The 23,534-nt window shown below is 72.9% G+C and carries 25 protein-coding genes and 1 pseudogene; 10 read left to right on the top strand and 16 right to left on the bottom strand.

Translation table 11 applies throughout. The annotated features are described in order from the left end of the window. Window positions 1–180: 180 nt before the first annotated feature. On the bottom strand, window positions 181–624 hold the full coding sequence (locus tag ASF89_RS00120) for a hypothetical protein (protein WP_055798695.1): 444 nt from the start codon (window positions 622–624) through the stop codon (window positions 181–183). A gap of 142 nt (window positions 625–766) precedes the next feature. On the opposite strand from ASF89_RS00120, the gene ASF89_RS00115 reads away from it, so the two are divergent. Further along, on the top strand, window positions 767–1,240 hold the full coding sequence (locus ASF89_RS00115; RefSeq protein WP_235476515.1) for a DUF805 domain-containing protein: 474 nt from the start codon (window positions 767–769) through the stop codon (window positions 1,238–1,240). Between the two features lie 9 nt (window positions 1,241–1,249). Here the strand turns inward: ASF89_RS00115 and ASF89_RS00110 are convergent, their stop codons facing one another. Further along, on the bottom strand, window positions 1,250–2,401 hold the full coding sequence (locus tag ASF89_RS00110; protein WP_055810948.1) for a LysM domain-containing protein: 1,152 nt from the start codon (window positions 2,399–2,401) through the stop codon (window positions 1,250–1,252). A gap of 190 nt (window positions 2,402–2,591) precedes the next feature. On the opposite strand from ASF89_RS00110, the gene ASF89_RS00105 reads away from it, so the two are divergent. Continuing rightward, entirely contained in the window at window positions 2,592–4,295 is a 1,704-nt protein-coding gene (locus ASF89_RS00105; RefSeq protein WP_055810945.1) for an ATP-dependent DNA helicase RecQ, read from the top strand. Between the two features lie 20 nt (window positions 4,296–4,315). Here the strand turns inward: ASF89_RS00105 and glsA are convergent. The 9 genes and pseudogenes from glsA to ASF89_RS15160 form a co-directional block, all read right to left on the bottom strand. Further along, window positions 4,316–5,283 (bottom strand): annotated as a pseudogene (gene glsA / locus ASF89_RS00100) (glutaminase A). Between the two features lie 20 nt (window positions 5,284–5,303). Beyond that, the gene (locus tag ASF89_RS00095; RefSeq protein ID WP_200913469.1) at window positions 5,304–5,627 is read right to left on the bottom strand and encodes a hypothetical protein; all 324 of its coding nucleotides are present in this window, start codon (window positions 5,625–5,627) and stop codon (window positions 5,304–5,306) included. A 60-nt stretch (window positions 5,628–5,687) separates the two neighbouring features. After that, a complete protein-coding gene (locus tag ASF89_RS00090; protein WP_055810942.1) occupies window positions 5,688–6,002 on the bottom strand; it encodes a hypothetical protein in 315 nt (104 codons plus the stop codon). Window positions 6,003–6,089: 87 nt separating this feature from the next. Then, window positions 6,090–7,697, bottom strand: coding sequence for a GMC family oxidoreductase (locus ASF89_RS00085; protein ID WP_235483934.1), 1,608 nt, complete (start codon window positions 7,695–7,697; stop codon window positions 6,090–6,092). Between the two features lie 11 nt (window positions 7,698–7,708). Continuing rightward, window positions 7,709–8,767, bottom strand: a complete 1,059-nt coding sequence (locus ASF89_RS00080) for a hypothetical protein (protein ID WP_055810941.1) — start codon at window positions 8,765–8,767, stop codon at window positions 7,709–7,711. A 458-nt stretch (window positions 8,768–9,225) separates the two neighbouring features. Further along, window positions 9,226–9,558 (bottom strand): hypothetical protein, encoded by a 333-nt coding sequence (locus ASF89_RS00075; protein ID WP_235483933.1) that lies wholly within the window; start codon window positions 9,556–9,558, stop codon window positions 9,226–9,228. 411 nt (window positions 9,559–9,969) lie between these two features. Beyond that, the gene (locus ASF89_RS15500) at window positions 9,970–10,131 is read right to left on the bottom strand and encodes a hypothetical protein (RefSeq protein ID WP_156357374.1); all 162 of its coding nucleotides are present in this window, start codon (window positions 10,129–10,131) and stop codon (window positions 9,970–9,972) included. A 125-nt stretch (window positions 10,132–10,256) separates the two neighbouring features. Further along, complete coding sequence (gene nhaA / locus ASF89_RS00070; RefSeq protein WP_055810940.1) at window positions 10,257–11,582, bottom strand: Na+/H+ antiporter NhaA; 1,326 nt, start codon at window positions 11,580–11,582, stop codon at window positions 10,257–10,259. Window positions 11,583–11,703: 121 nt separating this feature from the next. Beyond that, window positions 11,704–11,886, bottom strand: coding sequence for a hypothetical protein (locus ASF89_RS15160; protein ID WP_156357373.1), 183 nt, complete (start codon window positions 11,884–11,886; stop codon window positions 11,704–11,706). Window positions 11,887–11,988: 102 nt separating this feature from the next. Here ASF89_RS15160 and ASF89_RS00065 point away from each other — a divergent pair, with 102 nt between their 5' ends. Both ASF89_RS00065 and ASF89_RS00060 read left to right on the top strand, forming a co-directional pair. Continuing rightward, window positions 11,989–12,888, top strand: a complete 900-nt coding sequence (locus ASF89_RS00065) for an SDR family oxidoreductase (RefSeq protein WP_055810939.1) — start codon at window positions 11,989–11,991, stop codon at window positions 12,886–12,888. Between the two features lie 80 nt (window positions 12,889–12,968). Beyond that, window positions 12,969–14,765, top strand: coding sequence for a serine/threonine protein kinase (locus tag ASF89_RS00060; RefSeq protein WP_055810938.1), 1,797 nt, complete (start codon window positions 12,969–12,971; stop codon window positions 14,763–14,765). Between the two features lie 104 nt (window positions 14,766–14,869). On the opposite strand, the gene ASF89_RS00055 is transcribed toward ASF89_RS00060, so the two are convergent. After that, the gene (locus tag ASF89_RS00055) at window positions 14,870–15,148 is read right to left on the bottom strand and encodes a GlsB/YeaQ/YmgE family stress response membrane protein (protein ID WP_055798668.1); all 279 of its coding nucleotides are present in this window, start codon (window positions 15,146–15,148) and stop codon (window positions 14,870–14,872) included. A gap of 172 nt (window positions 15,149–15,320) precedes the next feature. Here ASF89_RS00055 and ASF89_RS00050 point away from each other — a divergent pair, with 172 nt between their 5' ends. Both ASF89_RS00050 and deoC read left to right on the top strand, forming a co-directional pair. Next, entirely contained in the window at window positions 15,321–15,719 is a 399-nt protein-coding gene (locus ASF89_RS00050) for a PLDc N-terminal domain-containing protein (RefSeq protein ID WP_055798665.1), read from the top strand. An 85-nt stretch (window positions 15,720–15,804) separates the two neighbouring features. Next, complete coding sequence (deoC, locus tag ASF89_RS00045; protein WP_055812887.1) at window positions 15,805–16,494, top strand: deoxyribose-phosphate aldolase; 690 nt, start codon at window positions 15,805–15,807, stop codon at window positions 16,492–16,494. 100 nt (window positions 16,495–16,594) lie between these two features. Here the strand turns inward: deoC and ASF89_RS00040 are convergent, their stop codons facing one another. After that, a complete protein-coding gene (locus tag ASF89_RS00040; protein WP_055798662.1) occupies window positions 16,595–16,867 on the bottom strand; it encodes a hypothetical protein in 273 nt (90 codons plus the stop codon). A 95-nt stretch (window positions 16,868–16,962) separates the two neighbouring features. Continuing rightward, complete coding sequence (gene ald, locus ASF89_RS00035) at window positions 16,963–18,078, bottom strand: alanine dehydrogenase (protein ID WP_055800570.1); 1,116 nt, start codon at window positions 18,076–18,078, stop codon at window positions 16,963–16,965. 152 nt (window positions 18,079–18,230) lie between these two features. On the opposite strand from ald, the gene ASF89_RS00030 reads away from it, so the two are divergent. The 4 genes from ASF89_RS00030 to ASF89_RS00015 are packed head-to-tail and all read left to right on the top strand — an operon-like array spanning window position 18,231 to window position 22,039. Further along, a complete protein-coding gene (locus ASF89_RS00030) occupies window positions 18,231–18,737 on the top strand; it encodes an Lrp/AsnC family transcriptional regulator (protein ID WP_055798658.1) in 507 nt (168 codons plus the stop codon). Between the two features lie 37 nt (window positions 18,738–18,774). Next, window positions 18,775–19,821 (top strand): hypothetical protein, encoded by a 1,047-nt coding sequence (locus tag ASF89_RS00025; protein ID WP_055810936.1) that lies wholly within the window; start codon window positions 18,775–18,777, stop codon window positions 19,819–19,821. Next, on the top strand, window positions 19,815–21,314 hold the full coding sequence (locus tag ASF89_RS00020) for a bifunctional PIG-L family deacetylase/class I SAM-dependent methyltransferase (protein WP_055810933.1): 1,500 nt from the start codon (window positions 19,815–19,817) through the stop codon (window positions 21,312–21,314). The genes ASF89_RS00025 and ASF89_RS00020 overlap by 7 nt, the downstream gene beginning before the upstream one ends. Further along, on the top strand, window positions 21,311–22,039 hold the full coding sequence (locus tag ASF89_RS00015; protein ID WP_055810931.1) for a glycosyltransferase family 2 protein: 729 nt from the start codon (window positions 21,311–21,313) through the stop codon (window positions 22,037–22,039). The genes ASF89_RS00020 and ASF89_RS00015 overlap by 4 nt, the downstream gene beginning before the upstream one ends. Before the next feature lie 22 nt (window positions 22,040–22,061). Here ASF89_RS00015 and ASF89_RS00010 read toward each other — a convergent pair whose 3' ends face one another. Both ASF89_RS00010 and ASF89_RS00005 read right to left on the bottom strand, forming a co-directional pair. Next, entirely contained in the window at window positions 22,062–22,547 is a 486-nt protein-coding gene (locus ASF89_RS00010; RefSeq protein ID WP_055798645.1) for a glutathione peroxidase, read from the bottom strand. Window positions 22,548–22,811: 264 nt separating this feature from the next. Continuing rightward, entirely contained in the window at window positions 22,812–23,471 is a 660-nt protein-coding gene (locus tag ASF89_RS00005) for a hypothetical protein (RefSeq protein ID WP_055810928.1), read from the bottom strand. Between the last annotated feature and the right edge of the window lie 63 nt (window positions 23,472–23,534).

Below are 23,534 nucleotides of genomic sequence, written 5' to 3'. Positions count from 1 at the left end.
AGAGCGCGACCCGGGTCTCTCGAGATCGAACGAGGCCCCGTCCGGAGCCGGCGCGCGCACCGGCTCCGGAGTCCCGACGCGACGACGGGCCGGCTCCGCCCGCCGGGCCGATGACCCGGGGTGCGGCGCCGGCCCGTCGGGCTGGTGCTCGTACTGCTGGTGCTGCGGTGCCGGTGAGGCCTAGCCGCAGGTGTACGTGATGCCGTCGACGACGTGGGTGCCCGGTCCGAGATCGGCGCAGGCGGAGATCACCGCGGTGATCGACACGGCGAAGACGATGATGCCGACGATCGTGATGATGATCACGACGATCGAGATGATGATGCCGGCCAGCGAGAGCCCGCGGGGCTGACCCGCACGACCGAACCGCTTGTACGAGATGATGTTGAGCACGAGGCCGACGATCGCGAGCAGTCCGAAGAACGACAGCACGAAACCGGTGATGGCCATGGCCTTCGACGGCGGCTTCGAGCCGTCGGCGTTCTGGTTCGGGCCGGGGTCGTACGACTGCGGAGCCGATCCGTACGACTGCTGCGCGCCTCCCTGGCCCGGGTAGCCCGGCTGACCGCCGTAGCTCGGCTGGTTGGGCTGGTTCGGCTGGTTCGGGTTGTTGTCGTTGGTCATGCGCGGTTCCCCTCGGTTCGCGGTCGTTCCGCTCAGCCTAGGGTGCGGGGGCCTCCGGGGCCCGGGCGGGATCCACGCTGCGGCGGGGTCGAGCTCGTCGGCCGGAGCCGGGGCCCGTCGCCCGCGGCTCTACGATGAGACGGTGACCCTGGCCTCCAGCCCCCGCGAACCCGAAGGGCGACACCGCCCGCCCCTCCACCTGCCCCACTACCGGGCGCCCTTCGTCGAGGCCATGCGCCGTTTCGTCCTCAAGTACGCGACGTTCTCGGGCCGCGCCGGCCGCGCCGAGTACTGGTGGGTGGGGCTCGTCCAGTTCCTGCTGCCGTTCGTCATCCAGGGCGTCACGGGCGTGCTGACCGGCGACTGGAGCGAGGTCGACGGCCAGTCCCTCTCGAGCGCCCCGAACGTGGTGCTGTTCGTCATCTACCTGGCGACCGCCGTCCCCACCCTGGCTCTCACCTGGCGGCGTCTGCACGACGTCAACCGCAGCGGGCTCTGGACGTTCGTCATCCTCGTGCCGTTCCTCGGCTGGATCGCGTTCCTCGCGTTCCTGCTGCTGGGCCCCCGCCCCGAGGGCGCCCGCTTCGACCGCTCGCCCGTCGTCACCTCGTACTGACGCCGCCGCTCAGACCGCCGCGGGGTCGAGGTTCAGCGTCGTGCCCTCGAACAGACGCTGGTCGTCGCCCAGCACCTGGAGCCCGGCGTTGAGGTAGATCAGAGCCGCCACCGAGATGTCGAAGCGGGCGGCGACCTCGGCGATCGTGTCGTTGGGGGCGACGACGTAGCGGCGGGGTGCGCCGGAGTCCGTCGTCGAGCTGACCTGCCCGGCCGCCAGCGACGCGGGGCCCGAGTCGACCGGAGCGATGTTCGTCTCGCGGGGCGGGATGCTCCAGGCGACCGACGACACGGCCAGCACCTTGTCCGGTCCGATCTCGAGCGGCACCCCGTCGGCGCTCGGCGCCGACGAGTAGGTGACGATCGTTCCGAGGTACGACGGCTGGCTCGTGCCGAGCGCGACCCGGCCCGAGGCGGGCGAGGTCGTGGGGCCCCCGAGCAGCACCGAGCCGACGCCGTACGACGTCATCCCGTCGCCCACCGACGGCGCGATGTCGATGAGGGTGACCGAGACCGGCACGGGCAGGGTCGACGTGAACCCCGAGTACTCGATGTCGTAGCCGTCGGACCCGTCGGCCACCACGCGGTAGTGGAACGCCACGCTGCCGAGCGGCGAGCGGACGTCGCTCTCGCTCACGACCGTCCCCGCGGGCACCGTCGCCACCGACGGCGCCGGCAGCGCGGCGTCGGCCGGCGCGGCCGTGGCCGCCTGCTGCGTCGGCTCGCCGGAGGGCGTCGGCGTGGGGGTCGGGGTGGGCGTGCTGCTGGGGCCGCCCTGCCCCGCGCCCGGGCGCGCCGAGGCGGAGATCGTGGCGGGGGCCGGTCCGGCCGACGTCTCGTCGCCGCGGAGCCCGAGGGCGTCGCCGAAGATCACGAAGGAGGCGCCGATCACCGTTGCGACCGCGACCGAGACCGCGATGATGGGCACGACGGCCCCGCCGCGCTTCTCGTCACGACGCTCCGCCCGTCGCTCGCCGCGTCGTCGGGCACCCGCCGCCGGCTCGACCCGAGCGGCCTCGAGCCAGTCGTCGACGCTGTGCTCGGCCGTGCTCGCGGCGCTCGCGGTGCCGGCGGTGCTCGCGGTGCCGTCGGCCGTCCCGTCCGCCGTGCCGTCCTCGGCACCGCTCCGGTCGTCCCCTGCGTCGCGTTCGTCGTCGGTCATGCCATCCCCGTGTGTGATCGTCTGTCCGAAGCCGGAGCTCCCCCGACGATGATCCTAGGGCGGGTCGGAGTAGAGTGCCGCCGCCGACGACGGACGGGGTACGAGGTGCCGACCAGAGGCTGGGAATCGTGCGCGTGTCCCGGCCCGCGTGCCTGGAATGGATCCCTGCCACACAGATCCCGAGGACACCATGAGCACCGCGCACCCCGCCGCCGCACCCGCCGCCACGACCACCACCCCGACCGAGCGCATCACCCGGGCCGCCGCCGATCTCTTCGGCTGGGACGATCTCCACCCCGCGCAGCTCGAGGCCATCGAGTCGGTCGTCGCCGGCCGCGACACGCTCGCCGTCATGCCGACCGGGTTCGGCAAGTCCGCGATCTACCAGGTCGCCGGCGCCGTGCTCGACGGCCCGACCGTCGTCGTGTCGCCCCTCATCGCCCTCCAGGCCGACCAGGTCGCCGGTCTCATCGGCCGCCCCGACGCCCCGCCCGCCGCCGACATCAACTCCGGTCACACCGACGCCGAGAACGAGGCGAGCTGGGATCGTCTGGCTGCGGGCGAGGTCACCTACCTCTTCCTCGCCCCCGAGCAGCTCGCCCGCGACGAGACCGTCGACCGGCTGCGCGACGCCGACGTCGCGCTCGTCGTCGTCGACGAGGCCCACTGCGTGTCGTCGTGGGGTCATGACTTCCGGCCCGACTACCTGCACCTCGGCGAGATCGTCGAGCGTCTCGGCCGCCCGCCGGTGCTGGCGCTGACGGCGACCGGGTCGGTGCCCGTGCGCGACGAGATCGTCGAACGGCTCCGACTCGACGACCCTCTGGTGCTCAGTCGCGGCTTCGACCGGGCGAACCTCGCCCTCGAGGTCGTCCGCCACGAGGACGACGACGAGAAGGTGCGCGCCGTCGTCGACCAGATCGCCGACTCCGCGATCCCCGCCATCGTCTACGTGGCGACGCACCGCGAGACCGAGTCGTACACGGAGGCGATCTCCGAGCGCTGCCCCGACCGCACCGTCGTCGGATACCACGGCGGGCAGCGCGCCGCAGAGCGGGGCCAGCTGCACGAGCGGTTCCACGCCGGCGAGGTCGACGTCGTCGTGGCCACGAGCGCGTTCGGCATGGGGATCGACAAGCCCGACGTGCGGGTCGTGGTCCACGCCGACGTGCCCGAGTCGCTCGACGCCTACTACCAGGAGATCGGTCGGGCCGGGCGCGACGGCGAGCCCGCGATCGCGACGCTGCACTACCGGCCCGAGGACCTCTCGCTGCGGTCGTTCTTCGCCTCGGGTCTGCCCGGCCGGGCCGACCTCCGCGACGTCTTCACGGCCCTCTCGGCCGCTGGCCGACCGGTGACGCGGGCCGAGGTCGCCGGGCAGCTCTCGCTCGGCAGCCGCACGGTGTCGCGCCTCATCGATCTGCTGCTCGAGGCGGGTGCGCTGACCGAGTCGGCCGACGGCTTCGAGCCGGTCGCCGGGCTCGAGGCGGCCGACGCCGCGGCGTCGGCCCGGGAGGTGGCTCAGACGCGCGAGCGGGTCTCGTCGTCGCGCATCGAGATGATGCGCACCTACGCCGAGACGACCGGCTGCCGACGACGGTTCCTGCTCGGCTACTTCGGCGAGGACTCGCCCGAGCGGTGCGGAAACTGCGATCTCTGCAGCGCCGCGAGCGACCGGGTCGAGGAGGCGCGCTCGGGAGGCGACGAGGCGCACCCGGCCGACACCGCGCCTCCCGCGTTCGCCACCGACGCTCGCGTCGTGCACGCGACCTGGGGCGAGGGCACGGTCATGAGCACCGACGACGACCGCATGACCGTCTTCTTCGAGCGCGAGGGCTACAAGGTGCTCGCGGTCGCCGACGTGCTCGACCGCGGGCTGCTCACCCCGGCCTGACCGGCCCGGGTCCGACCGGCTCAGGTCCGATCGACCCCGACCCCGACCTCGGTCTCGGCCTCCGCCGAGCGGGACGGCCGGCCGGGGAAGCCGAACGAGTGCAAGCCGTACTCGTCGCTGAGCACCCGGCTGAGGGCCTCGCCGCGGACGCTCGTGCCGAGCTCGTCGAGAGGCGGACTCACGATCGCCGCGCCGAGCCGGTTCGGGGCGGACAGCACGATCGCGCCCGAGACGCTGGACTTCGCGGGCACGCCCACCGCGCGCATCCACCGGCCCGAGCCGTCGTAGACGCCGCAGGTCGCCATCACCGACACGACGTCCCGCGCGATCGCGGCCGAGACGACCTGCTCGCCGGTGACGGGGTTGCGTCCGCCGAACGCGAGGGTCGCGCCCATCACGGCCAGGGCGGTCGCGTCGACCATGACGGAGCAGGCGCGGGCGTAGACGGCGACGGCCTCGTCGGCCGTCTGGTCGAGCGTCCCCTCGGATCGCATGAGATGCGCCAGGGCGTGGTTGCGGTCGCCGTGCAGCTGCTCGCTCTCGCTGATCTCGCGGTCGACGTCGAGGTCTCGCCCGGCGAAGGCGCTCAGGCCGGCGGTGATCCGGCGGGAGCGGGCGTCGCCCGAGTCCCCGTCGACGAGGTTGGCGGTGAGCAGGGCTCCGGCGTTCACCATGGGTTCGGCGGCCGCCCCGTGTGGCTCTCGAGCTTGAGGGCGTCGAAGGCCTCGCCGGTCGGCTCGATGCCCACCTGGTCGAGCGCCTCGCCGCCGGTGTCGGCCAGAGCCAGCGCGAACAGGAACGGCTTGACCGCGGATTGGATCGAGAAGAGATGATCCGCGTCGCCCGAGGCGGCCATCTCGCCGTCGGGATGGACCACGGCGACCCCGAACAGCTCGGGGTCGGCGTCGGCGAGCTGGGGGATGCTGTCGTCCACCGCGCCTCCTCGGGTCGACAGGACGGAGGCGCGGAGGGCATCGAGGGACGGCATGCCTCCCAGCCTGACAGGCGCTACGGCGTCGAGACCGAGGCGAACCAGTCGGCGTACCGCGTGTTCACGGCCATTCGGCGGGTCTCGTCGGGCGCGTCGTCGTCCCACCAGACCGGCCCGCGCTCGCCGAGCGACGTCTTCGCCGCGTCGACGCGCTGACGCGCGCGCTCGACGGCGTCCGCGTCGTCGTGGCCGAGTGCCGTCTTCTTGGCGCGCCGCGCCTCCATCAGCTCGTGGACGAGCTCGGCCCGTCGGTCGTCGGTCACCGAGGGGTCCGCCCGTCGCCAGAGCCGACCGCGCACCACGATGTAGCGGCCGTCGGGGGTCACGAGCGGTTCGGCCATGCGGTCAGTCTTCCGAGTCGAGAGTCGGGCGGTGAGCGCGAGCTCTCCGAGCAGGAGTCGCTACGGGTTCTCGTCGCGCATGGGGCGGCGATCGTCGCCCCGGCTGTCGCCGGTCGTGCTCGCCCACCGGGCCACGAGACGCCGGGCGATGGGCAGCGGGCAGGGGATGGTGACGGCGCCGGTGCGGCTGACGATCGTGAGCCGGGCCGCGCCCGACAGGCCGCGATGCCACATGCGCGAGACGTCCATCGTGACGCCGCCGTCGTCGCCGCTGTCGCTGCGACGGGGCTCCGTCATCTCGAGGGTGAGGCGGTTGCCGAGCACCTGGATGCGGTAGACGACGCCGTCATCGCTCCAGGTCTCGGCTTCGTCCACCCGATGAATATACGAACGCGTGTTCGACGATGTCCAGTCGACGACGCCTCGACGCATCAGACCCTGCCGATTCTGGATAAGCGCGCCTCAGGCGGCGACCCCGTGGGGCCGCGCCGCTGCGGACGCATCGGCCGCCGCATCGGTGCCCTCGCCCTCGCCTTCGCCCCGGGACGCGAGGAACCGCTCCGCCGTCCGCAGGGCCAGCGCCATGATGGTCAAGGCCGGGTTCGCGACGACGGCGCTCGGGAACACGGAGTTGTCGCAGACCCAGAGGTTGGGCACGTCGAAGCTGCGCCCGTCGGCGTCGACGACGGCGTCCGCCGGGTCGTCGCCCATGCGGCAGGTGCCGATGGTGTGGGCCGTGCGGGCCAGGATCATCGTGTCGGTCGCGCCGGCCGCCTCGACGATGGCGGTCATCGTCGCGATGGCGTGCTCGTCGATGGCGTCTTCGTTGGGCCCCGCGGTGAACGAGACGATCGCCTTGGGGATGCCGAACTCGTCGAGCTCGTCCGACAGCACGAGGCGGTTGTCGTCGCTCGGCAGGCACTCGGCGTTGATGCCGACCCCGGCCAGGTACCGGTATCCCTCCATCGCCTCGACCAGCTCGTCGCCCCAGAGCCCGCCGCCGCGCACGAGCGTCGTGGCCAGCGTCAACGGCATGACCCCGAGGCTCTGGATGAGATAGCCGCCCACGAAGTCGACGCCCTCGGGTCGCATGGTGTCTTCGGTGATGATCGACGACGGGTAGCCGCGGTGACTGCGGATCTCCTCGGTGAAGGTCCCCCACACCTGGGTCGCCCCGTGCGCCATGTAGTTGCGGCCCACCTGGTCGCTGCTGTTGGCGAGCCCGGTGTGCAGCAGCAGACGGGGCGTCTCGACGCCGCCCGCGCAGAGGAAGAGCGCCTTCGTGCGCTGACGGTGCTCGACCCCGTCGCGGGTGTAGACCACGGCCGAGACCTCTCCCGCCTCGTCGAGCTCGATGCCGTGCACCATCGACCCGGGGCGGATCTCGGCGCCGTGCGCGACGGCGGAGGGCAGGTAGGTGGTGTCCATGCTGACCTTGGCGCCGTTGCGGCAGCCCTGGTGGCAGCTGCCGCAGTTGACGCAGGCGTGACGGGTGCCCGCGTGCTCCTGCTCGCGATCGACGGTGGTGACGGCGACGGGACCGTCGGTGGCGGTGATGCCGAGCGCCTCGCAGCCGCGGATCATCATGTCCGACGAGGCGTTGCGGGGCGCCGGCGGGAGCGTGTACCGACGCGAGGGATCCCACGGGTAGTCGGCGGGCCCGGCGATCCCGACGAAGGCCTCGACGCGCTCGATGTACTCGATCAGCTCGGCGTGCTCGATCGGCCAGTCGACGCCCTGACCGGTCAGCGACCTCAGCCGCAGGTCGCGCTCGTCGGGTCGGGGTGTGAAGGCGCCCCAGTGCAGGGTCGATCCGCCGACGCCCTTGCCGCTGTTGTTCAGACCGAACGCCGTCGGGTTCTCGCCGCTGCTGAGCCGTTCGTCCATCCAGTTGATGGCGACGGCCTCGGTCTCGTCCTGGGTGAAGCGCTCGGGATCGAAGTTCTCGCCGGCCTCGAGGGCGACGACCCGCAGACCCCGGGCGGCCAGCGTGCTGAGGATCGGCGCGCCTCCGGCACCCGTGCCGATGACGACGGCGTCGACGATCTCGTCGTCCGGGTAGGTGCTCATCTGGTCGAGGTTCATCGGACGACCTCCATCGTCGGTTCCCACTGCTCTCGCCGGTCGGCGCCGAGCAGGTCGTAGCCCTGGAACATCGCCCCGCCGGGTCCGCCGTTGGCGAAGCCGTCGAACCCGATGCGCTCCATCGTGGCCGGGTGGGCCAGCCAGGCCCGCACGAGGTCGACCCGGGCGTCCTCGAACCACAGCTGCATCTGGTCGGCGCTCATGCGGCCGTCGGGCGCCTCGAAGTCGCCGTCGATGATCGCCTGCACGCGGGACCGCTGCTCGTCGAGCCCGAGGAGGTGCAGGTCGGCCAGGGCGTCCAGCCCGCGTCGGTAGGCCTCGATGTCGGGCGGGAGCGCGGCGTTCCGCCACCCGTCGGACTTGCCGAGGTTCTGATCGGCGTCGATGCGGGCGGCGAGGTCGATGGCGGCCCCGGGGCGGGGTGCCCGCTGGGGGACCACGAGGTCGGCCACGAGGCGGAGCGTGTCGAGCTGCGTCGCGGTGAGCACCTCGGGCCGGCGGTCGGGGTCGTCCGCGAGGGCGCGGCGTGCGAGCAGCGCCCGTGTCTGCGGGCTCGTGCGCGTCGAGGCGATGACCTCGGCGAAGTCGCTCGACATGGTGGGGCCGAGACCGGCGCGATCCCGCCAGAACACGGCGACCGCGTCGACGGCGGCCGAGGGGGTCGTCGTGTCGTCGAGCACGAGGGTCGGCACGCCGGGCGCCTGGTGCGGCGGGACGGCTTCGCTCACGACGAGACCGGCGAGTCCGAAGACCCCGGCCTCACCCGAGAGGATGCGGGCGGCGGTCTCGGCGACGACGCGGACGTCGGATCCCGAGGCGGCGAGCAGCCAGCGGGGTGCTCCGGAGGCGCGGATCGCCCGGACCACGGCCGTCACGCCGTCGTCGAGGCTCGCATCGGGGCGCAGGGCCTCCGTGATCTGCACGTCGAACGGGGCCGGGCCGGATCCGCCGTCGAGCGTGCCGACGAGTGCCGAGACGAGCCCGGTGGGCGAGGTGCCGTCGTCGCGCACGACGATGACGGTCGCGCGGGGCGGCGCGAGGAGTTCAGAGGACACGGGGCTCCTAGAGAGAGTGGCCTCAGGCGAGGACCTTCCGACCATACGTCTCCTCGTCCGGCCCGGTCCCGGTTCTCACCGGCAACGGACAGGAGGCGCGTGAGCGGCCCATCGGGGAGGGGACGTGACGCGGGTGCAGCAGCCCGGGAGTCGCTCGGATCGTCTTTGATCCGAGCGGCCGGCACCGAGCTTTCGGGTTCTCGGTGACGTGTCGACCACCGCGCAGCGCCAGATCACGGTGGGTTTCGGGTATCCGCCGGAGGCACGCACAGCGCGAGGTCGACACGGGGTTGCTAGGCACCCGGGTAACGATTCGGAGACGATCTCTCCCCGGTTGGGGGGTATCACGACTTTTTCGCAAATCGGATGATGGCAGCGCTTGGCGGATGGCCACGTGCTATCCGCTGGCGACGCGGTCGGGCCCGGCGCGCCTCCTCGGCGTCGGCTCGGCTCGCGGGCTAGGAGCGCACCCCGGCGGGCACGACCTGCTCGACGAGTCGCACGTGGCTCGCGGCCACCCGGGTCGGCTGGCCGGCGAACGCCGCCGCACGCGAGTCGCTCGCGAGGTAGGCCTCCTCGACGGCGGCGAAGCGCTCGGCGTCGCCCGCCACGCTGACGGCCCAGACGAACTCGCCCGCCTCGCGGTCGGCGTAGGCGAACTCGATGGCGAAGCCCTCGGCCTCGCGGGCGGGGACGATGTGCGTGCCGAACCACTCCACGAAGTCGTCGAGGACTCCGTCGACGAGCTCGTAGCGACGCAGCTGGACGGTCTTCACGCTGGAGATGCTCATGCGGCCAGCCTAGGTCGGCGGCCCCGTCGGGGTCCGCCCGTGAACGACGACGGGGCTCCCGGTGAGGGGAGGCCCGTGGTCGGTGATCCTCGTCGGCGTCCCACGTCGTGGGCCGCTGGTACGGATCGTGCCGTGCCGACCGCGTGACGGTCGACGAGGCGGGTGGAGCAGGTGGTTCAGGAGGCGCGGCTCAGGGTCACCGCGCCGGTTCAGTCCAGATCGTCGTCGTCGATCCCGGTGTCGAAGTACGACACGTGATCGATCTCGTCGGAGGAGGCCAGGATGCGGGCCGAGAAGGAGGGGCGCACGATCAGGCTGCGAGTCCGGCGTCGTCGCCGCGGCCGGCGAACAGCTCGGAGAGGTCGAGGGCCTCGGTCGGCGCGAGCTCGACGTGACGCAGGTCGGCGGCGCTCATGCGCCGAAGCCCAGCGTGACGAGGAGGGCGGCCGTCGCGGTGATGCTCGCGGCGACCGCCGACGTGGCGATCACGAACAGCGTGGCCTGACGGTCGTTGTCGCGGACCTCCGAGAAGGGGCTGCGGACTCGCGTGGCGGTGGGTCGGATGATGCTCATGACGATGCTCGTTCCTGGCAGCCCTGCGCTGCCGTCGTGCTGGATGACGAGGCCGGTGGCCTGTCCGCATCGCCCGTGAAGTCGATGCATGAGCATGCTGTCACGCAGATCGCTAGAGCGCCTAACTATGTTCCGATCGAGTTCGCTTCACGGATATCCCGCCGGTAGGCGCGGTTCCTGACGCTGAGGATCGTCGCCCCGATGACCGCCGAGACGAGCGATCCGACGAGTACGCCGACCTTCACGTGGTCGTCCGCCTCGCTGCCGAGACCGAACGACAGCTCGCCGATCAGCAGCGAGACGGTGAAGCCGATCCCGGCCACGAACGACAGCCCCACGAGGTCGGGCCAGCGGACGGTCTCGTGCAGCCGCAGACCCGGGAGGCGCGTCACGACGAAGGTGGTGACCGTGATGCCGATCGACTTGCCCAGCACCAGAGCGAGCACGATGCCGTAGGCGACCGAGTCCGTCAGCGAGTCGACGAGACCCGAGAAGCCCCCCACCGTCACACCGGCCGAGAAGAAGGCGAAGACCGGCACGGCGACGCCCATCGAGAACGGGCTCACCCGGTGGGCGAAGTGGTGGGTCATGCCCGAGAAGAGCGCGCGGCCCTCGTCGTCGAAGCCCGAGGCGACACGCGCCCGGGCGCTCGCGACGACGGGCACCGAGAATCCGAGCAGCACGCCGGCGACCGTCGCGTGGATGCCCGACTCGTGCACGAGGGCCCAGGTGATGATCGCGAGCGGGATCAGCAGGTACCAGGCGCGGACGCCCCGCTGCGCCAGGAACCCGAAGATCGCCAACGGCACGAGGGCGAGGGCGAGCGGCAGGAAGGCGATGTCGTCGGTGTAGAAGATCGCGATGATGCTGATCGCCAGGAGGTCGTCGACGACGGCGAGGGTGAGCAGGAACGTGCGGAGGGCCGGCGGCAGGAACTTGCCGACCACGGCGATGACCGCGACCGCGAAGGCGATGTCCGTGGCCGTCGGGATCGCCCAGCCGCGCAGCGCGTCGTCGCCGGCGCCGAGGTTCAGCACCGTGTAGAGCACCGCGGGCAGCGCGACGCCGCCTACGGCCGCCGCGACCGGCACGGCGGCGAGGAGCGGGTTCCGCAGGCTGCCCGAGACGAACTCCTGCTTGAGTTCGAGACCGACGACGAAGAAGAAGACGGCGAGCAGGCCGTCGGCCGCCCAGGTGCCGATCGTCAGGTCGAGATGCAGGGCGGCGGGCCCGATGCGGGTGTCGCGGACGTTCTCGTACCAGTCGACGAGGGGCGTGTTCGCGGCGACGATGGCGAGCACGGTGGCGGTCAGGAGGAGGACTCCGGCGACGGTGTCCTGGGTGACGACGTCGGCGACCCGGCGCGCGGCGTGACGGGCACGGGACGCGCGGGCCGGAGGCGGCGGCGTCGGAGACGAGGGGGTGGGCGAGTGGGGCGCGGCGTGGCTCATGAGCGTCTTTCGGGTGAGGTGTGCGACAGGGCGTCGACCCGCCGGCTCTCCGCGCGCCGGAGCGCGGTCCTCGGCCGCCGCGCGGAGGGCGCGACGACGGGACGGAGGGCGAGGGGGCGGGTCAGACCGCGGCTGGGGGCGGGCATCCGGCGATCTCACCGTGCGCGTTGGTGCCCCACAGGCTCATCCAGCCGTTCGTGCCGCATGTGCGCTTGGTGAGCACCAGTCGGTTGGGGAACGCCGCCGTGTCTCGACGTCGAGCCCGGGTGGGGGCCGAGGTCGGGGAGCACGGGCTGAGGGTCACCGCACCAGGGTACCCGCGCCTCCTCGGTGCCGTCCCCTGCGGATCCCGGACGGCGGGGGACGCCCGCACCGCACGCTCAGGCCCTCGGTGTACGACGGGTGGATGACCCGCGATCAGTACACCTTCGACGACCCCCGCACGCGATTCCCCGTCATCAGCCCCGAGGTGCAGCAGCAGCCCGAGCCGGGCCTCCAGTCGAGGATGACGCCGGTCCCCGACCTGGGCGAGAGCACCTACCGGGGAACGGGCCGCCTGACCGGCCGACGCGCCCTCATCACCGGCGCCGACTCCGGCATCGGCGCGGCCGTCGCGATCGCCTACGCCCGCGAGGGCGCCGACATCGCCCTCACGTACCTCCCCGCCGAGGAGGAGGACGCCCGTCACGTGATCGAGGTCGTCGAGGCGGCCGGTCGGAAGGCCGTGGCGATCCCCGGGGACCTCACCAGCGCCTCCTTCTGCCGGACGCTGGTCGAGGAGGCGGTGGCCGGCCTGGGCGGGCTCGACGCCATCGTGAACGTGGCCGGTCGCCAGATCTGGCAGGAGGGGATCGACCGGATCACCGACGAGCAGTTCGACCTCACCTTCAAGACCAACGTCTACGCGCCGTTCTGGATCATCAAGGCCGCCCTGCCGCATCTCGGCCCCGGCTCGACGATCATCAACACGGCGTCGCTCGAGGCGTACACCCCCGCCCCCGACCGCCTCGACTACGCGACCACCAAGGGCGCCATCAACAACTTCTCGAAGGGCCTCGCCCAGCAGCTCGTCTCGAAGGGCATCCGCGTCAACGTCGTCGCCCCCGGGCCCACCTGGACCGCGCTGCAGGTCACCCGTGGCGTCGACCCCGAGACGCTGCCCGAGTTCGGCTCGAGCGAGTCGCCGATGGGCCGCGCGGCGCAGCCCGCCGAGCAGGCCCCGGCCTACGTGTTCCTGGCGAGCGCCGAGTCGAGCTTCGTGGCGGGCGAGACCCTCAACGTCAACGGGGGCATGGTCACGCCGTAGGGGTCGGCCCGGGCGGTCCTCCGGGTGCAGCGTCCGCATAGGGTGGGGACGTTGCCCACACGACCCGGACAGGAGGCGACATGGACACCCCGGACCTCACCGCAGGCATGGTGCTCGACGGTCGCTACGAGATCGAGTCGGTGCTCGGCCGCGGCGGCATGGCCAGCGTCTACCGCGCCCGCGACACGCTGCTCGGCCGCGTGGTCGCGATCAAGCTCTTCGCGCCCACCGGCGCGGACGCCGCCGAGCTGCGGCGCGAGACCAGCGAGGTCCAGGTGCTCGCCGGGCTCGCCCACCCCGCGATCGTCACGCTGTTCGACGCCCGCGTCGACGACGCCGACCGCGCGTACCTCGTCATGGAGTTCGTCGACGGTCCGACCCTGCAGTCGCTCATCTCGGACGGCCCGCTGGCCCCGGCCACCGCGGCCGCCATGCTGGCCGACCTCGGCGAGGCCCTGCACGTCGCCCACGAGGGCGGCGTCGTCCACCGCGACGTGAAGCCCGCGAACATCCTGCTCGCACCGGTTCCCGGCGGCGAGGGGCGGTACCGGGCGAAGCTCGCCGACTTCGGGATCGCCTACCTCGTCGACTCGACCCGGCTGACCGCCACCGGCACCGTGATGGGCACCGCCGCGTTCATCAGCCCCGAGCAGGCGCTCGGCAAGCCGATCGAACCGCCCTCGGACGTCTACTCGCTCGGTCTCGTGGCGCTCGAGGCCCTGACGGGGTCGCGGGTCTTCACGGGCTCGGCGATCGAGTCGGTCATGGCGCGCCTGCACAACGACCCGATCGTGCCGTCGTCGCTCGAGACGGGCTGGGCGTCGCTGCTGACCTCGATGACCGCGAGGGACCCGGAGGCGCGCCCGACCGCGCTCGAGGTCTCACGCCGCGCGTCGCGGCTCGCCTCGGCATCCCGCGGTGGCGGCACCGCCGACCTGGCCGCCGTCCCCGACCCGACCGAGCCGCTCTCGCCCCGTGATCGCACGATGGTGGTGCCTGCTGCTGCGGCCGCTGCTGCTGCGGCCGCAGGTGCGGGCGCCGCGGGTGCGGGCGCGGCGGCCGCCGCGGGGGCGACCGACGCCCCGACGGTCGCGTACGGCTCGGATGCTCCGACCGCGGCGTACGGCACGGCCGCGGCCTCCGGCGGCGACGCCCCCACGGCCGCCTACGGGGCGAACGCCCCCACCTCGTCGTACTCGAACGACGCCCCGGGCTCCGACGCCCCGACCGAGCGCTTCGCCCCGGCGGTCGGCGTGGGGTCGGCTGCGACCGGCGGCGGGGTCGCGGCCGGCTCGGGAGCCGGCGGGACGGGGATCGGAGGCGGTCTCGGCGACCGGGACCGCGCCTCCTCGGGTCGACCGAGATGGGTCTTGCCCGTGATCATCGTGGCGGTGCTGGCTCTCATCGCCGGGGCCGTCGTGTGGGGCGTGTCGCAGGGGTCCGGCGGCGACGGCGCACCCGCCGAGACCAGCTCGCCCGCGAGCACCGCTCCGAGCGACGAGCCGTCGGGTGAGACGACGCCCGACGGGACGACGCCCAGCGAGACGACCGCGCCGCAGCCCGAGCAGTCGGCGCCCTCCGACGAGCCCGAGCCCGCGCAGCCGTCCGAGACGGCACCCGCGCCCGCGAGCCCCAGCACGCCCGCTGACGAGAACGAGGACGAGCCCGACGAGAACGAGCCGGACGAGAACGAGCCGGACGAGAACCCGATCCCCGAGGTCACCGTGCCCGGCACCGACATCGGCACGGGTTCGGTGACCGGCCCCGGCAACAGCGGATCGAACCCCAACTCGGGCCCGGGCAACAACAACGGCAACGGCGCGGGCAAGCGCAGCGGCACCGTCGACACCGTCGAGGACGTCGTCACGACGCCCTAGCGCCGCCCGGGCGAACTCCGCCCCGCGCACCGACCCCCGCCGGGAACGAGAGAACGGGCCGCCCTCCGCGATGGAGGGCGGCCCGTCCGGCCGTGCGGTGTCGACTAGTTGCGAGCACCCTTGCGGCCGGTGACCTTGAGGTAGATGACCAGGACGATGATGGCGCCGATGATCGAGCCGATGATGCCCGAGGTCTGGAAGAAGCCGTCGGGGTTCTGGCCGGGGAAGATGAGGTAGGCGAGGAATCCACCGACGAACGATCCGATGATGCCCAGGAGGATGGTCATGGGGATCGAGATGTTCTGCTTGCCGGGGACGACGAGGCGGGCGACTGCACCGGCGATGAGGCCGATGACGATGAGGCTGATGATCAGACCGAGCATGATGACTGCTTTCTTCGTGTGCGCCGGGTCGGCGCGGTTGCTGCCACGGGGTCGGGCAATCACCGACTCAACCACTCCTGCGGCTCCGCGGGCCAGATTCGTCCGATCTGATCCAGAAAACCCTGCAAACCGGTGGTGGTGCAGGTAGGAGTTCCCTGAATATGATCACCCCATGTACGTCCTCGTCTCCGGCCTCCTCTTCGCCCTGGTGCTCGTCGCTCTGGTGGACATCATCACGAGGCAGGACGGTCAGGTGCAGCACCTGCCGAAGCTCGTCTGGGTGCTGCTCGTGGTGCTCCTGCCGCTGATCGGCAGCATCCTGTGGTTCGCCGTCGGGCGCGAACGCTCGGCACCGACGGAGAACGTGACGTTCGGGGATCCGAGGAGGCGCGAACGGCTCGGATTCGGCGGCCCGCGCACGCAGACGGTCGCCCCCGCCTCCCGCGCCCTCAGCACCGAGGAGCAGCTCGCCGCCCTCGACCGCGAGATCGAGTTCCACGAGCAGCAGGCCCGTCTGCGGGCCCTCGAGACCGAGGTCGAGAAGCGCCGCGAGGGCGGTCGCCCGGCCTGAGCGGGCCGCCGGTTTCGTCGTCGCGCTGCGACGGTCGATGATGGACGACGAGCCGATCGGGCTCGATCGCCCCGGAAGGACCCCCATGACCGAGACACTGCAGGCCGCCGACATCGTCCGCCTGGTCGACCACACCCTGTTGAAGCCCGAGGCGACGCACGCCGACGTCGACGCCCTGATCGCGGAGGCCGTCGAGCTCGGCGCCTACTCCGTCTGCGTCTCGCCGTCGATGCTGCCGCTGGTGCTGCCCGAGGGGTCCGAGCTGAAGGTCGCCGTCGTCGCCGGGTTCCCCAGCGGCAAGCACACCTCGGCCGTCAAGGCGTCCGAGGCCCTCGAGGCCGTCGCGTCGGGCGCGCACGAGGTCGACATGGTCATCGACGTCGGTGCCGCGAAGGCCGGCGACTTCATCAGCGTCGAGGAGGACATCGCGATCGTCCGCGGCGCCGTGCCGAGCCCGACCGTGCTCAAGGTGATCATCGAGTCGGCTGCCCTCAGCGACGACGAGATCGTCGCCGTCTGCCAGGCGGCCGAGCGCGCCGGGGCCGACTTCGTCAAGACCAGCACCGGGTTCCACCCGACCGGCGGTGCGACCGAGCACGCCGTGCGGCTCATGGCGCAGACCGTCGGCGGGCGTCTCGGAGTCAAGGCCTCGGGCGGCGTGCGCACCATCGACGACGCCCGTCGCTACGTGGCCGCCGGTGCCACGCGTCTCGGCGTCTCGGGCACGCGCGCTCTCGTCGAGGGCGCCGACTCCGCAGCCGGCTCCGGTTACTGAGCCCCGGCGGACGGCCTCACCGCTCGACCCGGGCGCGGCCGGGCCGGAGACCGGGCGCTGCCCGGCCGGAGACCCGGGCGCGACCCGGACGGAGGCGCGCTCAGTCGTAGAGGCGGCCGAGCAGCCAGTGACCGGCGGCGTCGCGGACGACCTCGAACATGTGGGTCGTGCCGTCCGACGCCGTCGCCTGGAACCGCCAGCCGTAGAAGCGCTGCGGCGGGTGCGTGATGAGCTCGTGCACCATCGTCGGCTCGTCGACGAGCGGGGTCGGGGTGTCGCTGACGCGCCACCGCACACCGTCGTGCACGAGTCGCGCGGGCAGCCCGTCGTCGAACCAGAGAGCGACCGTCGACCGCGTCGTGGAGATGTTCATGGCCCGCCTTCCGTTCGAACGCGTGTTCGATCCGAGGCGAGTGTAGGCAGGTCGATCGTGCCGACGCAACCGGCCCGGCGCGTCGTCGCGATCGCCTAGGGCGCCGCCGGGGCCACCGCCCCGAGCGGCATGCCGAGCGCGGCGGCGACGCCCGCGTTGGTCACGACGCCGGAGTGCACGTTGACCCCGGCGGCCAGGGCCGGATCGGCCGCCGTCGCGGCGCGCCAGCCCCGCTCGGCCAGGGCGACGACGTAGGGCAGGGTCGCGTTGGTCAGGGCGCGGGTCGAGGTCTCGGGGACCGCGCCCGGCATGTTCGCCACGCAGTAGTAGATCGCGTCGTGCACCGCGAAGGTCGGGTCGTCGTGCGTCGTCGGCCGCGACCCCTCGAAGCATCCGCCCTGGTCGATGGCGATGTCGACGAGCACCGCCCCCGACTTCATGGTCGCGACCATCTCGTCGGTCACGAGCTTCGGCGCCGCCGCGCCCGGGATCAGCACCGATCCGATGACGAGGTCCGCCTCGCGCACCTGGGCGGCGATCTCGAGCGGCGTCGAGGGCCGGGTCTGCACCCGCCCGTCGAAGCGGACCTCGAGGGCGCGCAGCCGGGGCAGCGACAGGTCGATCACGGTGACGTCCGCGCCGAGGCCCAGCGCGTTCGCGGCGGCGTGCTCGCCGGCGACGCCTCCGCCGATCACGACGACCTTCGCCCTCGGGGTCCCGGGAACACCCCCGAGCAGGGTGCCGCGCCCCCCGGAGGCGCGCATCAGCTGGTAGGCGCCGACCGTGATCGAGAGGCGGCCGGCCACCTCGCTCATCGGCTGGAGGAGCGGCAGCGACCGGTCGGGCAGCTGGACCGTCTCGTAGGCGAGGGCGGTCGTCCGGGAGGCGACCAGCGCCTCCGTCAGCTCCCGGTCGGCCGCGAGGTGCAGGTACGTGAAGAGCACCTGCCCCTCGCGGAGCAGCGGGTGCTCGCTCGCGATCGGCTCCTTCACCTTCAGCAGCAGGTCGGCCCGCGACCAGACCTCGGCGGCCGTCTCGACGATCGTCGCCCCGGCGGCGAGGTAGTCGGCGTCGAGGATGCGCGATCCCACGCCGGCGCCGCTCTCGATCAGCACCTCGTGGCCGCGTCGCACGAGGGCGTCGACCCCGGCCGGGGTGACGGCCACGCGGTTCTCGTTGTTCTTGATCTCGGTGGGGACTCCGACGCGCATGGCGTCTCCTGTCGTGTCGGGGCCCGCGGGCCGGTCGTCGTCGATCGTTGAGACGATGCTGACGTCGATTCGTTTCATCCGTGTTTCCGCCGAAGAGAATTCTGCGAAGATCGGGCGATCGAGCTGTCGCGCCCTTCTGAGAGGTGTCTCCCGTGTCCGAACCGAACGATCTTCGACCCGTCGCCGCGCCTCCTGCCGATCTCGACGAGGTCGACCGGCGCCTGCTCGACGTGCTCGTCACCGACGGGCGCCTCTCGAACGCAGCGCTCGCCGCAGCCGTCGGCGTGGCCCCGTCGACGGCGCACACGCGTCTGCGCTCGCTGATCGACCGCGGGGTCATCACCGGGTTCCTCACGAGCGTCGACCAGCGTCGCATCGGCCGGCCGCTGCAGGCGATCGTCGGCGTCACCCTGCGGCCCGGTTCGCGGCAGGCGGCCATCACGGCGTTCTCGGAGGCCGTGCGGAGCCTGCCCGAGGTGCTGCAGGTGTTCTTCCTCGGCGGGCAGGACGACTTCATTGTGCACATCGCGGTGTCCGACTCGAGCGAGATCCGCACGTTCGTCGTCGACCATCTGTCCGCGCAGCCGAGCGTCGCCTCGACCCGCACGAGCATCGTGTTCGACTACCACCGCAACGGCGTGGCGGCCTCGTTCCGCTGATCGCACCGGTGTCGACGGCAGCGGATATGTTCGGACCATGCAGCTCTCCGTCCCCGGCGAACCGGGAACGCTCACCCGACTGATCACCGACCACCTCCCCTCCGACGTCCCCGGCGCCCTGCGGCTCGCCGTGTCGCTGACCGACGGCGACGGAGGCGCGGCGCCCGTCCCCGGGGCCGGTCGCACCGCCGACCTGTGGCGCGCCCTCGCGACCCTCGCCGCACACGACCTGGGCGCCGCGCGCGCCGTCGAACCGCATCTCGACGCGATCGCGATCCTGAGCCAGGCGGTCGACGCGGGCCAGCTGCCCGGGACGACCCGCGCCTCCTCGGCGGGAGTCAGCTGGGGCGTCTTCGCCGCCGAGCTGCCCGGGGCCCGGCTCGAGGCGCTGCCCGTCGGCGACGGGTGGGCGCTCTCGGGCGAGAAGGGCTGGTGCTCGCTCGCCGGCGTTCTCGACTCGGCCCTCGTCACCGCCTGGGCGGGCGACGAGCGCCGGCTCTTCGCCGTCGACCTGCGCCAGCCGGGGGTCGAGGTGGCCGAGGGGGCCTGGCACGCGCGGGGTCTCGTCGAGATCCCGTCGGGTCCCGTGCGCTTCGACGCGGTCGAGGCCACGCCGGTCGGCGAGCCCGGCTGGTACCTCGAGCGTGCGGGCTTCTCGTGGGGCGGCATCGCCGTCGCGGCCTGCTGGTACGGCGGGGCCGTGGGCGTCGCCCGCGAGCTGCACCGTTCCGTGGTCCGCCGCGACCCCGAACCGTTCTCCGCCGCCGCGCTCGGCGCCGTCGACGAGCGGCTCTCGGACGCCCGACGCGCTCTGGCCGAGGCCGCGACCCTCGTCGACTCGGGCGCCGCGACCGGCGACGAGGGCCGGCTCCTCGCGAAGCGCGTGCGCGCCACGGTCGCCCACGCCGCCGACGACGTCCTGACCCGGGTCGGCCGCGCTCTGGGCCCCGCGCCCCTCGTCTCCGACGACGCGCACGCCAAGCGCGTCGCCGACCTCGGCCTCTACCTGCGGCAGCACCACGCCGAGAGGGACGACGCCGCGCTCGGGCGTCAGCTGCGCGAGAGCGCCGTCGCCCCGTGGTGAGGTTCGACGCGCGCGACCCCGCCGGCTCCGTCGCGGCCTGGGTCGACGACGGCCGGCTGGCGGCGCTGCCGGGCGACCCGCGCCTCCTCGACGACGGGCCCCTGCTCGTGCTCTCGGCGCACGCCGACGACGAGACGCTCGGTGCGGGCGGACTCATCGCGCTCGCGGTGCGCGCGGGCCGGTCGGTCACGGTCGTGGTGGTCAGCGACGGGGCGGGCTCGCACCCCGACTCGCGCACGACGACCGCCGAGGCGCTCCGTCACGAACGGGCCGCCGAGGCGCGCGCGGCCCTCGACGAGCTCGGCGCCGGCATCGACCTCGTGCTGCTCGACGTCGCCGACGGAGCCCTGCAGGAGGCACGGGCCGACATCCGCACCCGTCTCGCCTCGATCATCGGCGGGCTCCACCCCTCCGTCGTGCTCGCGCCGTGGCGCGGCGACGGGCACCGCGACCACCGGGTGCTCGGCGAGATCGCGGCGGAGCTCGTGGCGGAGGCGATGGCGGACGAGGCGGCCGGGGCGGCCGAGGGCGGCCCCGCGCTGTTCGAGTACCCGGTCTGGCTCTGGCACTGGGGCGACCCCGAGCACCCCGACGTGCCGTGGGACGACCTCGTGCGGGTCGAGCTCGACCCCGCCGCCCGCGAGGCCGCGGCCCGGGCGCTCGACCGTCACGCCTCGCAGCTGCGACCCCTGTCGTCCGAGCCGGGCGACGAGGCCGTGCTGCGCCCCGACTTCGTCGCGCACTTCCGTCGCGACGCCGAGGTCTTCGTGCGGTCGACGCCCCGGGCGCCCGACGGCGCGGGCGGCGGCGCGTCCGACCGTGCGTCCGACGGCGCGGCCGGCCACGCGCCCGACGGGCGGAATGCCGACGCGGGCGCCGACGCGGGTGCGGGTGCGGTGCCGGGCAGCCGCTTCGACGCGACGCATGCCCGGCAGGCCGACCCGTGGGGCGTCACGACGCGCTGGTACGAACGACGTAAGCGGGCGATCACGCTCGGGTCGCTGCCCGACGAACGGCTCGGCGCGGTGCTCGAGATCGGCTGCTCGATCGGCGTCGTGACGGCCGAGCTCGCCGATCGCGCCTCGTCGGTGCTCGCCCTCGACGTGTCGCTCGTCGCCGTCGAGCAGGGCCGCGCCCGGGTGGCCGGTCGTCCGCACGTGCGGGTCGAGCAGGCCGACGTGACGCGCGGGCTGCCCGACGCCGGCCCCTACGACCTCGTGCTGATCAGCGAGGTGGGCTACTACCTCGACCCCGAGCAGTTCGAGCGGCTCCTCGACGACGTCGAGCGGGTGCTGACGCCCACCGGCGTCGTCGTCGCGTGCCACTGGCGGCACGGCGCCGACGACTTCCGGCAGAGCGGCGACGACGTGCACGCCGCACTCGTCCGCCGACCGGGACTGCACGCCGTCGCGCACCACGACGAGGCCGACTTCGTGGTCGACGTGCGGTCGCGCGACGGGCGATCCGTGGCCGCCCGGACGGGTCTGCGGTGACCGCGCCGCGCCTCCTCGGGGTGGCCGTGGTCGTCCCCGCGCGCGACGAGTCCGATCTGATCGAGCGGTGCCTCGCCTCGATCGCGGTCGCACGTGAGCAGCTGAAGGGCATCGCCCCGGAGGTGCGGGTCGTCACCGTCGTCGTCGCCGACGCCTGCACCGACGACACCGCCGATCGCGCCCGGCGCGCCCCCGACGTCGTCGTGATCGAGACGGCCGGCCGGGCCGTGGGAATGGCCCGCGCCGCCGGGGTCGACGAGGCCATGCGACATCTCGCGCAGCTCGGCGTCGACGGGAGCTCGGTGTGGATCGCCAACACCGACGCCGACTCGGCCGTGCCCCCGCGGTGGCTGACCGTGCAGGTCGAGCTCGCCGACGACGGCGCCGACGTCATGGTCGGCACGGTGCGCCCCGATTTCGCCGACCTCGACGCCGAGCGGATCGCCGCCTGGACGGCTCGCCACACCCCGGGGCGTCCGAACGGGCACGTGCACGGCGCCAACCTCGGCATGCACGCGATCGCCTACCGGCGGGCCGGGGGCTTCGATCCGCTCGACCTGCACGAGGACGTCGTGCTCGTGCAGCGGCTGAGAGACAGCGGTGCCATCGTCGCCGCCTCCGACGCCGGCGAGGTGCTGACCTCGGGTCGGAGCGTGGGGCGGACGCCCGGCGGCTACGCCGGCTACCTCGCCCTGGATCTGCTCGGGCAGCGACCCGTGGCCTAGGGGCACTGCCCAGGCGGTGCACCTAGGCCGGGAGCGACGCCTCGATCAGCGACACGATCTCGGGGGCGTCGGGCTCGGTGGTCGGGCGGAAGCGGTGCACCGCGCCTCCGGGGGTGATGACGAACTTCTCGAAGTTCCACTTCACCTTGCCGCCCTTGCCGTCGGCGTCGACGGCCTTCTTCAGCTCGGTGTACAGCGGGTGCTCGTGGCGGCCGTTGACGCGGATCTTCTCCATCATCGGGAACGTGACGCCCCAGGTCGCCGAGCAGTACTCGTCGATCGCCTCGGACGACCCGAGCTCCTGCAGGAACTGATTGCTCGGGAACCCCAGCACCGTGAAGCCGCGCTCGCCGTACGTCCTCTGCAGCTCCTCCAGCTTCTCGTACTGGGGGGCCAGCCCGCACCGCGAGGCGACGTTGACGACCAGCACCACCTTGTCGCTGTACGCGCCGAAGGTCGTGGTGTCGCCGCGGAGGGTGGTCAGGTCGATCGGATCCAGTGCGCTCATGGGGTCGAACCTACGCTGCCCGGCGGGGAGATCAGGGCGCGCCAGGTGTGCGCCGGCTGGGGGGCAGGGGAGGTGACGGTCGAGCCCGGGCGGCCGACCTCGGGCGGCCGGCCCGGGCGGCCGGCCGCGGCCGGGTACGGGAAAACCCCACCCTGCGAGCCTGGTGAGGGCTGGCGGGGTGGGGTTCCACCGGGAACAGGGGTCCCGGCACGGGGCCGGGGCCCCTGTCGTCGTGATCGGGTGGTGCCGCCGCAGCGGCGCCGACTACTCGGTCGCGACGGTGATCTTCGCGACGCCGACGAGCATCTCGTCCTGGACGGCGTCGGTGTTGAAGGTCTGGTTCAGCAGCGCGGCGGCGTCGGGGCTGATGTGCACCGTGGTGCCCTCGAGGACGGCGTTCGAGCCCTCCATCTGCAGGGGCTTCAGGCTGCCGCCGTAGAGGTTGAACAGGTAMGCGTCCTCGGCGGCGACCTCGCCGTTGGCGGTGACGGTGCCGTAGAGCTTGGACTCGCCCGGGTCGATGCGGAAGTCGGTGAGCTCGACGACGGTGTCGCCGGCGGTCAGCGACAGGCCCGAGCCGTCGTGGTCGATCTCGCCCTGGACGTAGGGGCGCACGTCGGAGGCGGGGTCGTAGTAGTCGACGTTGCCGCCGGTGATCGGGAACGCGAAGGTGAGGCCGAGGGTCGTGAGGGCCTCGACGAACGACGCGTCGACGGTGACCTGGGTGTCGACGCCGTTGCTGAGGTCGGCGAGCGAGGCGACGGGGGTGGCCTCGGCGCTGGGCTCGGCCGAAGCGGAGGTCGTCGACTCGGTCGATCCGCTGTTGGAGTCCATCGAGCACGCGGCGAGGGAGAACACGAGGGCGCCGGAGGCGACGATGCCGAGTCCGACCTTGGTGATCTTCTTGCGGGAGAAAGCGTTCATGATCAGGTCCTTTTCTGTGATTCCCGGTGGGGATGAAAAGGATTCGCCACCGGTGTCGAAAGA

Source organism: Frigoribacterium sp. Leaf172, assembly GCF_001424285.1.
Lineage (GTDB): Bacteria > Actinomycetota > Actinomycetes > Actinomycetales > Microbacteriaceae > Frigoribacterium.
Note: the sequence above shows the minus strand (reverse complement) of the source record. Positions and strands in the feature narration are given on the sequence as shown.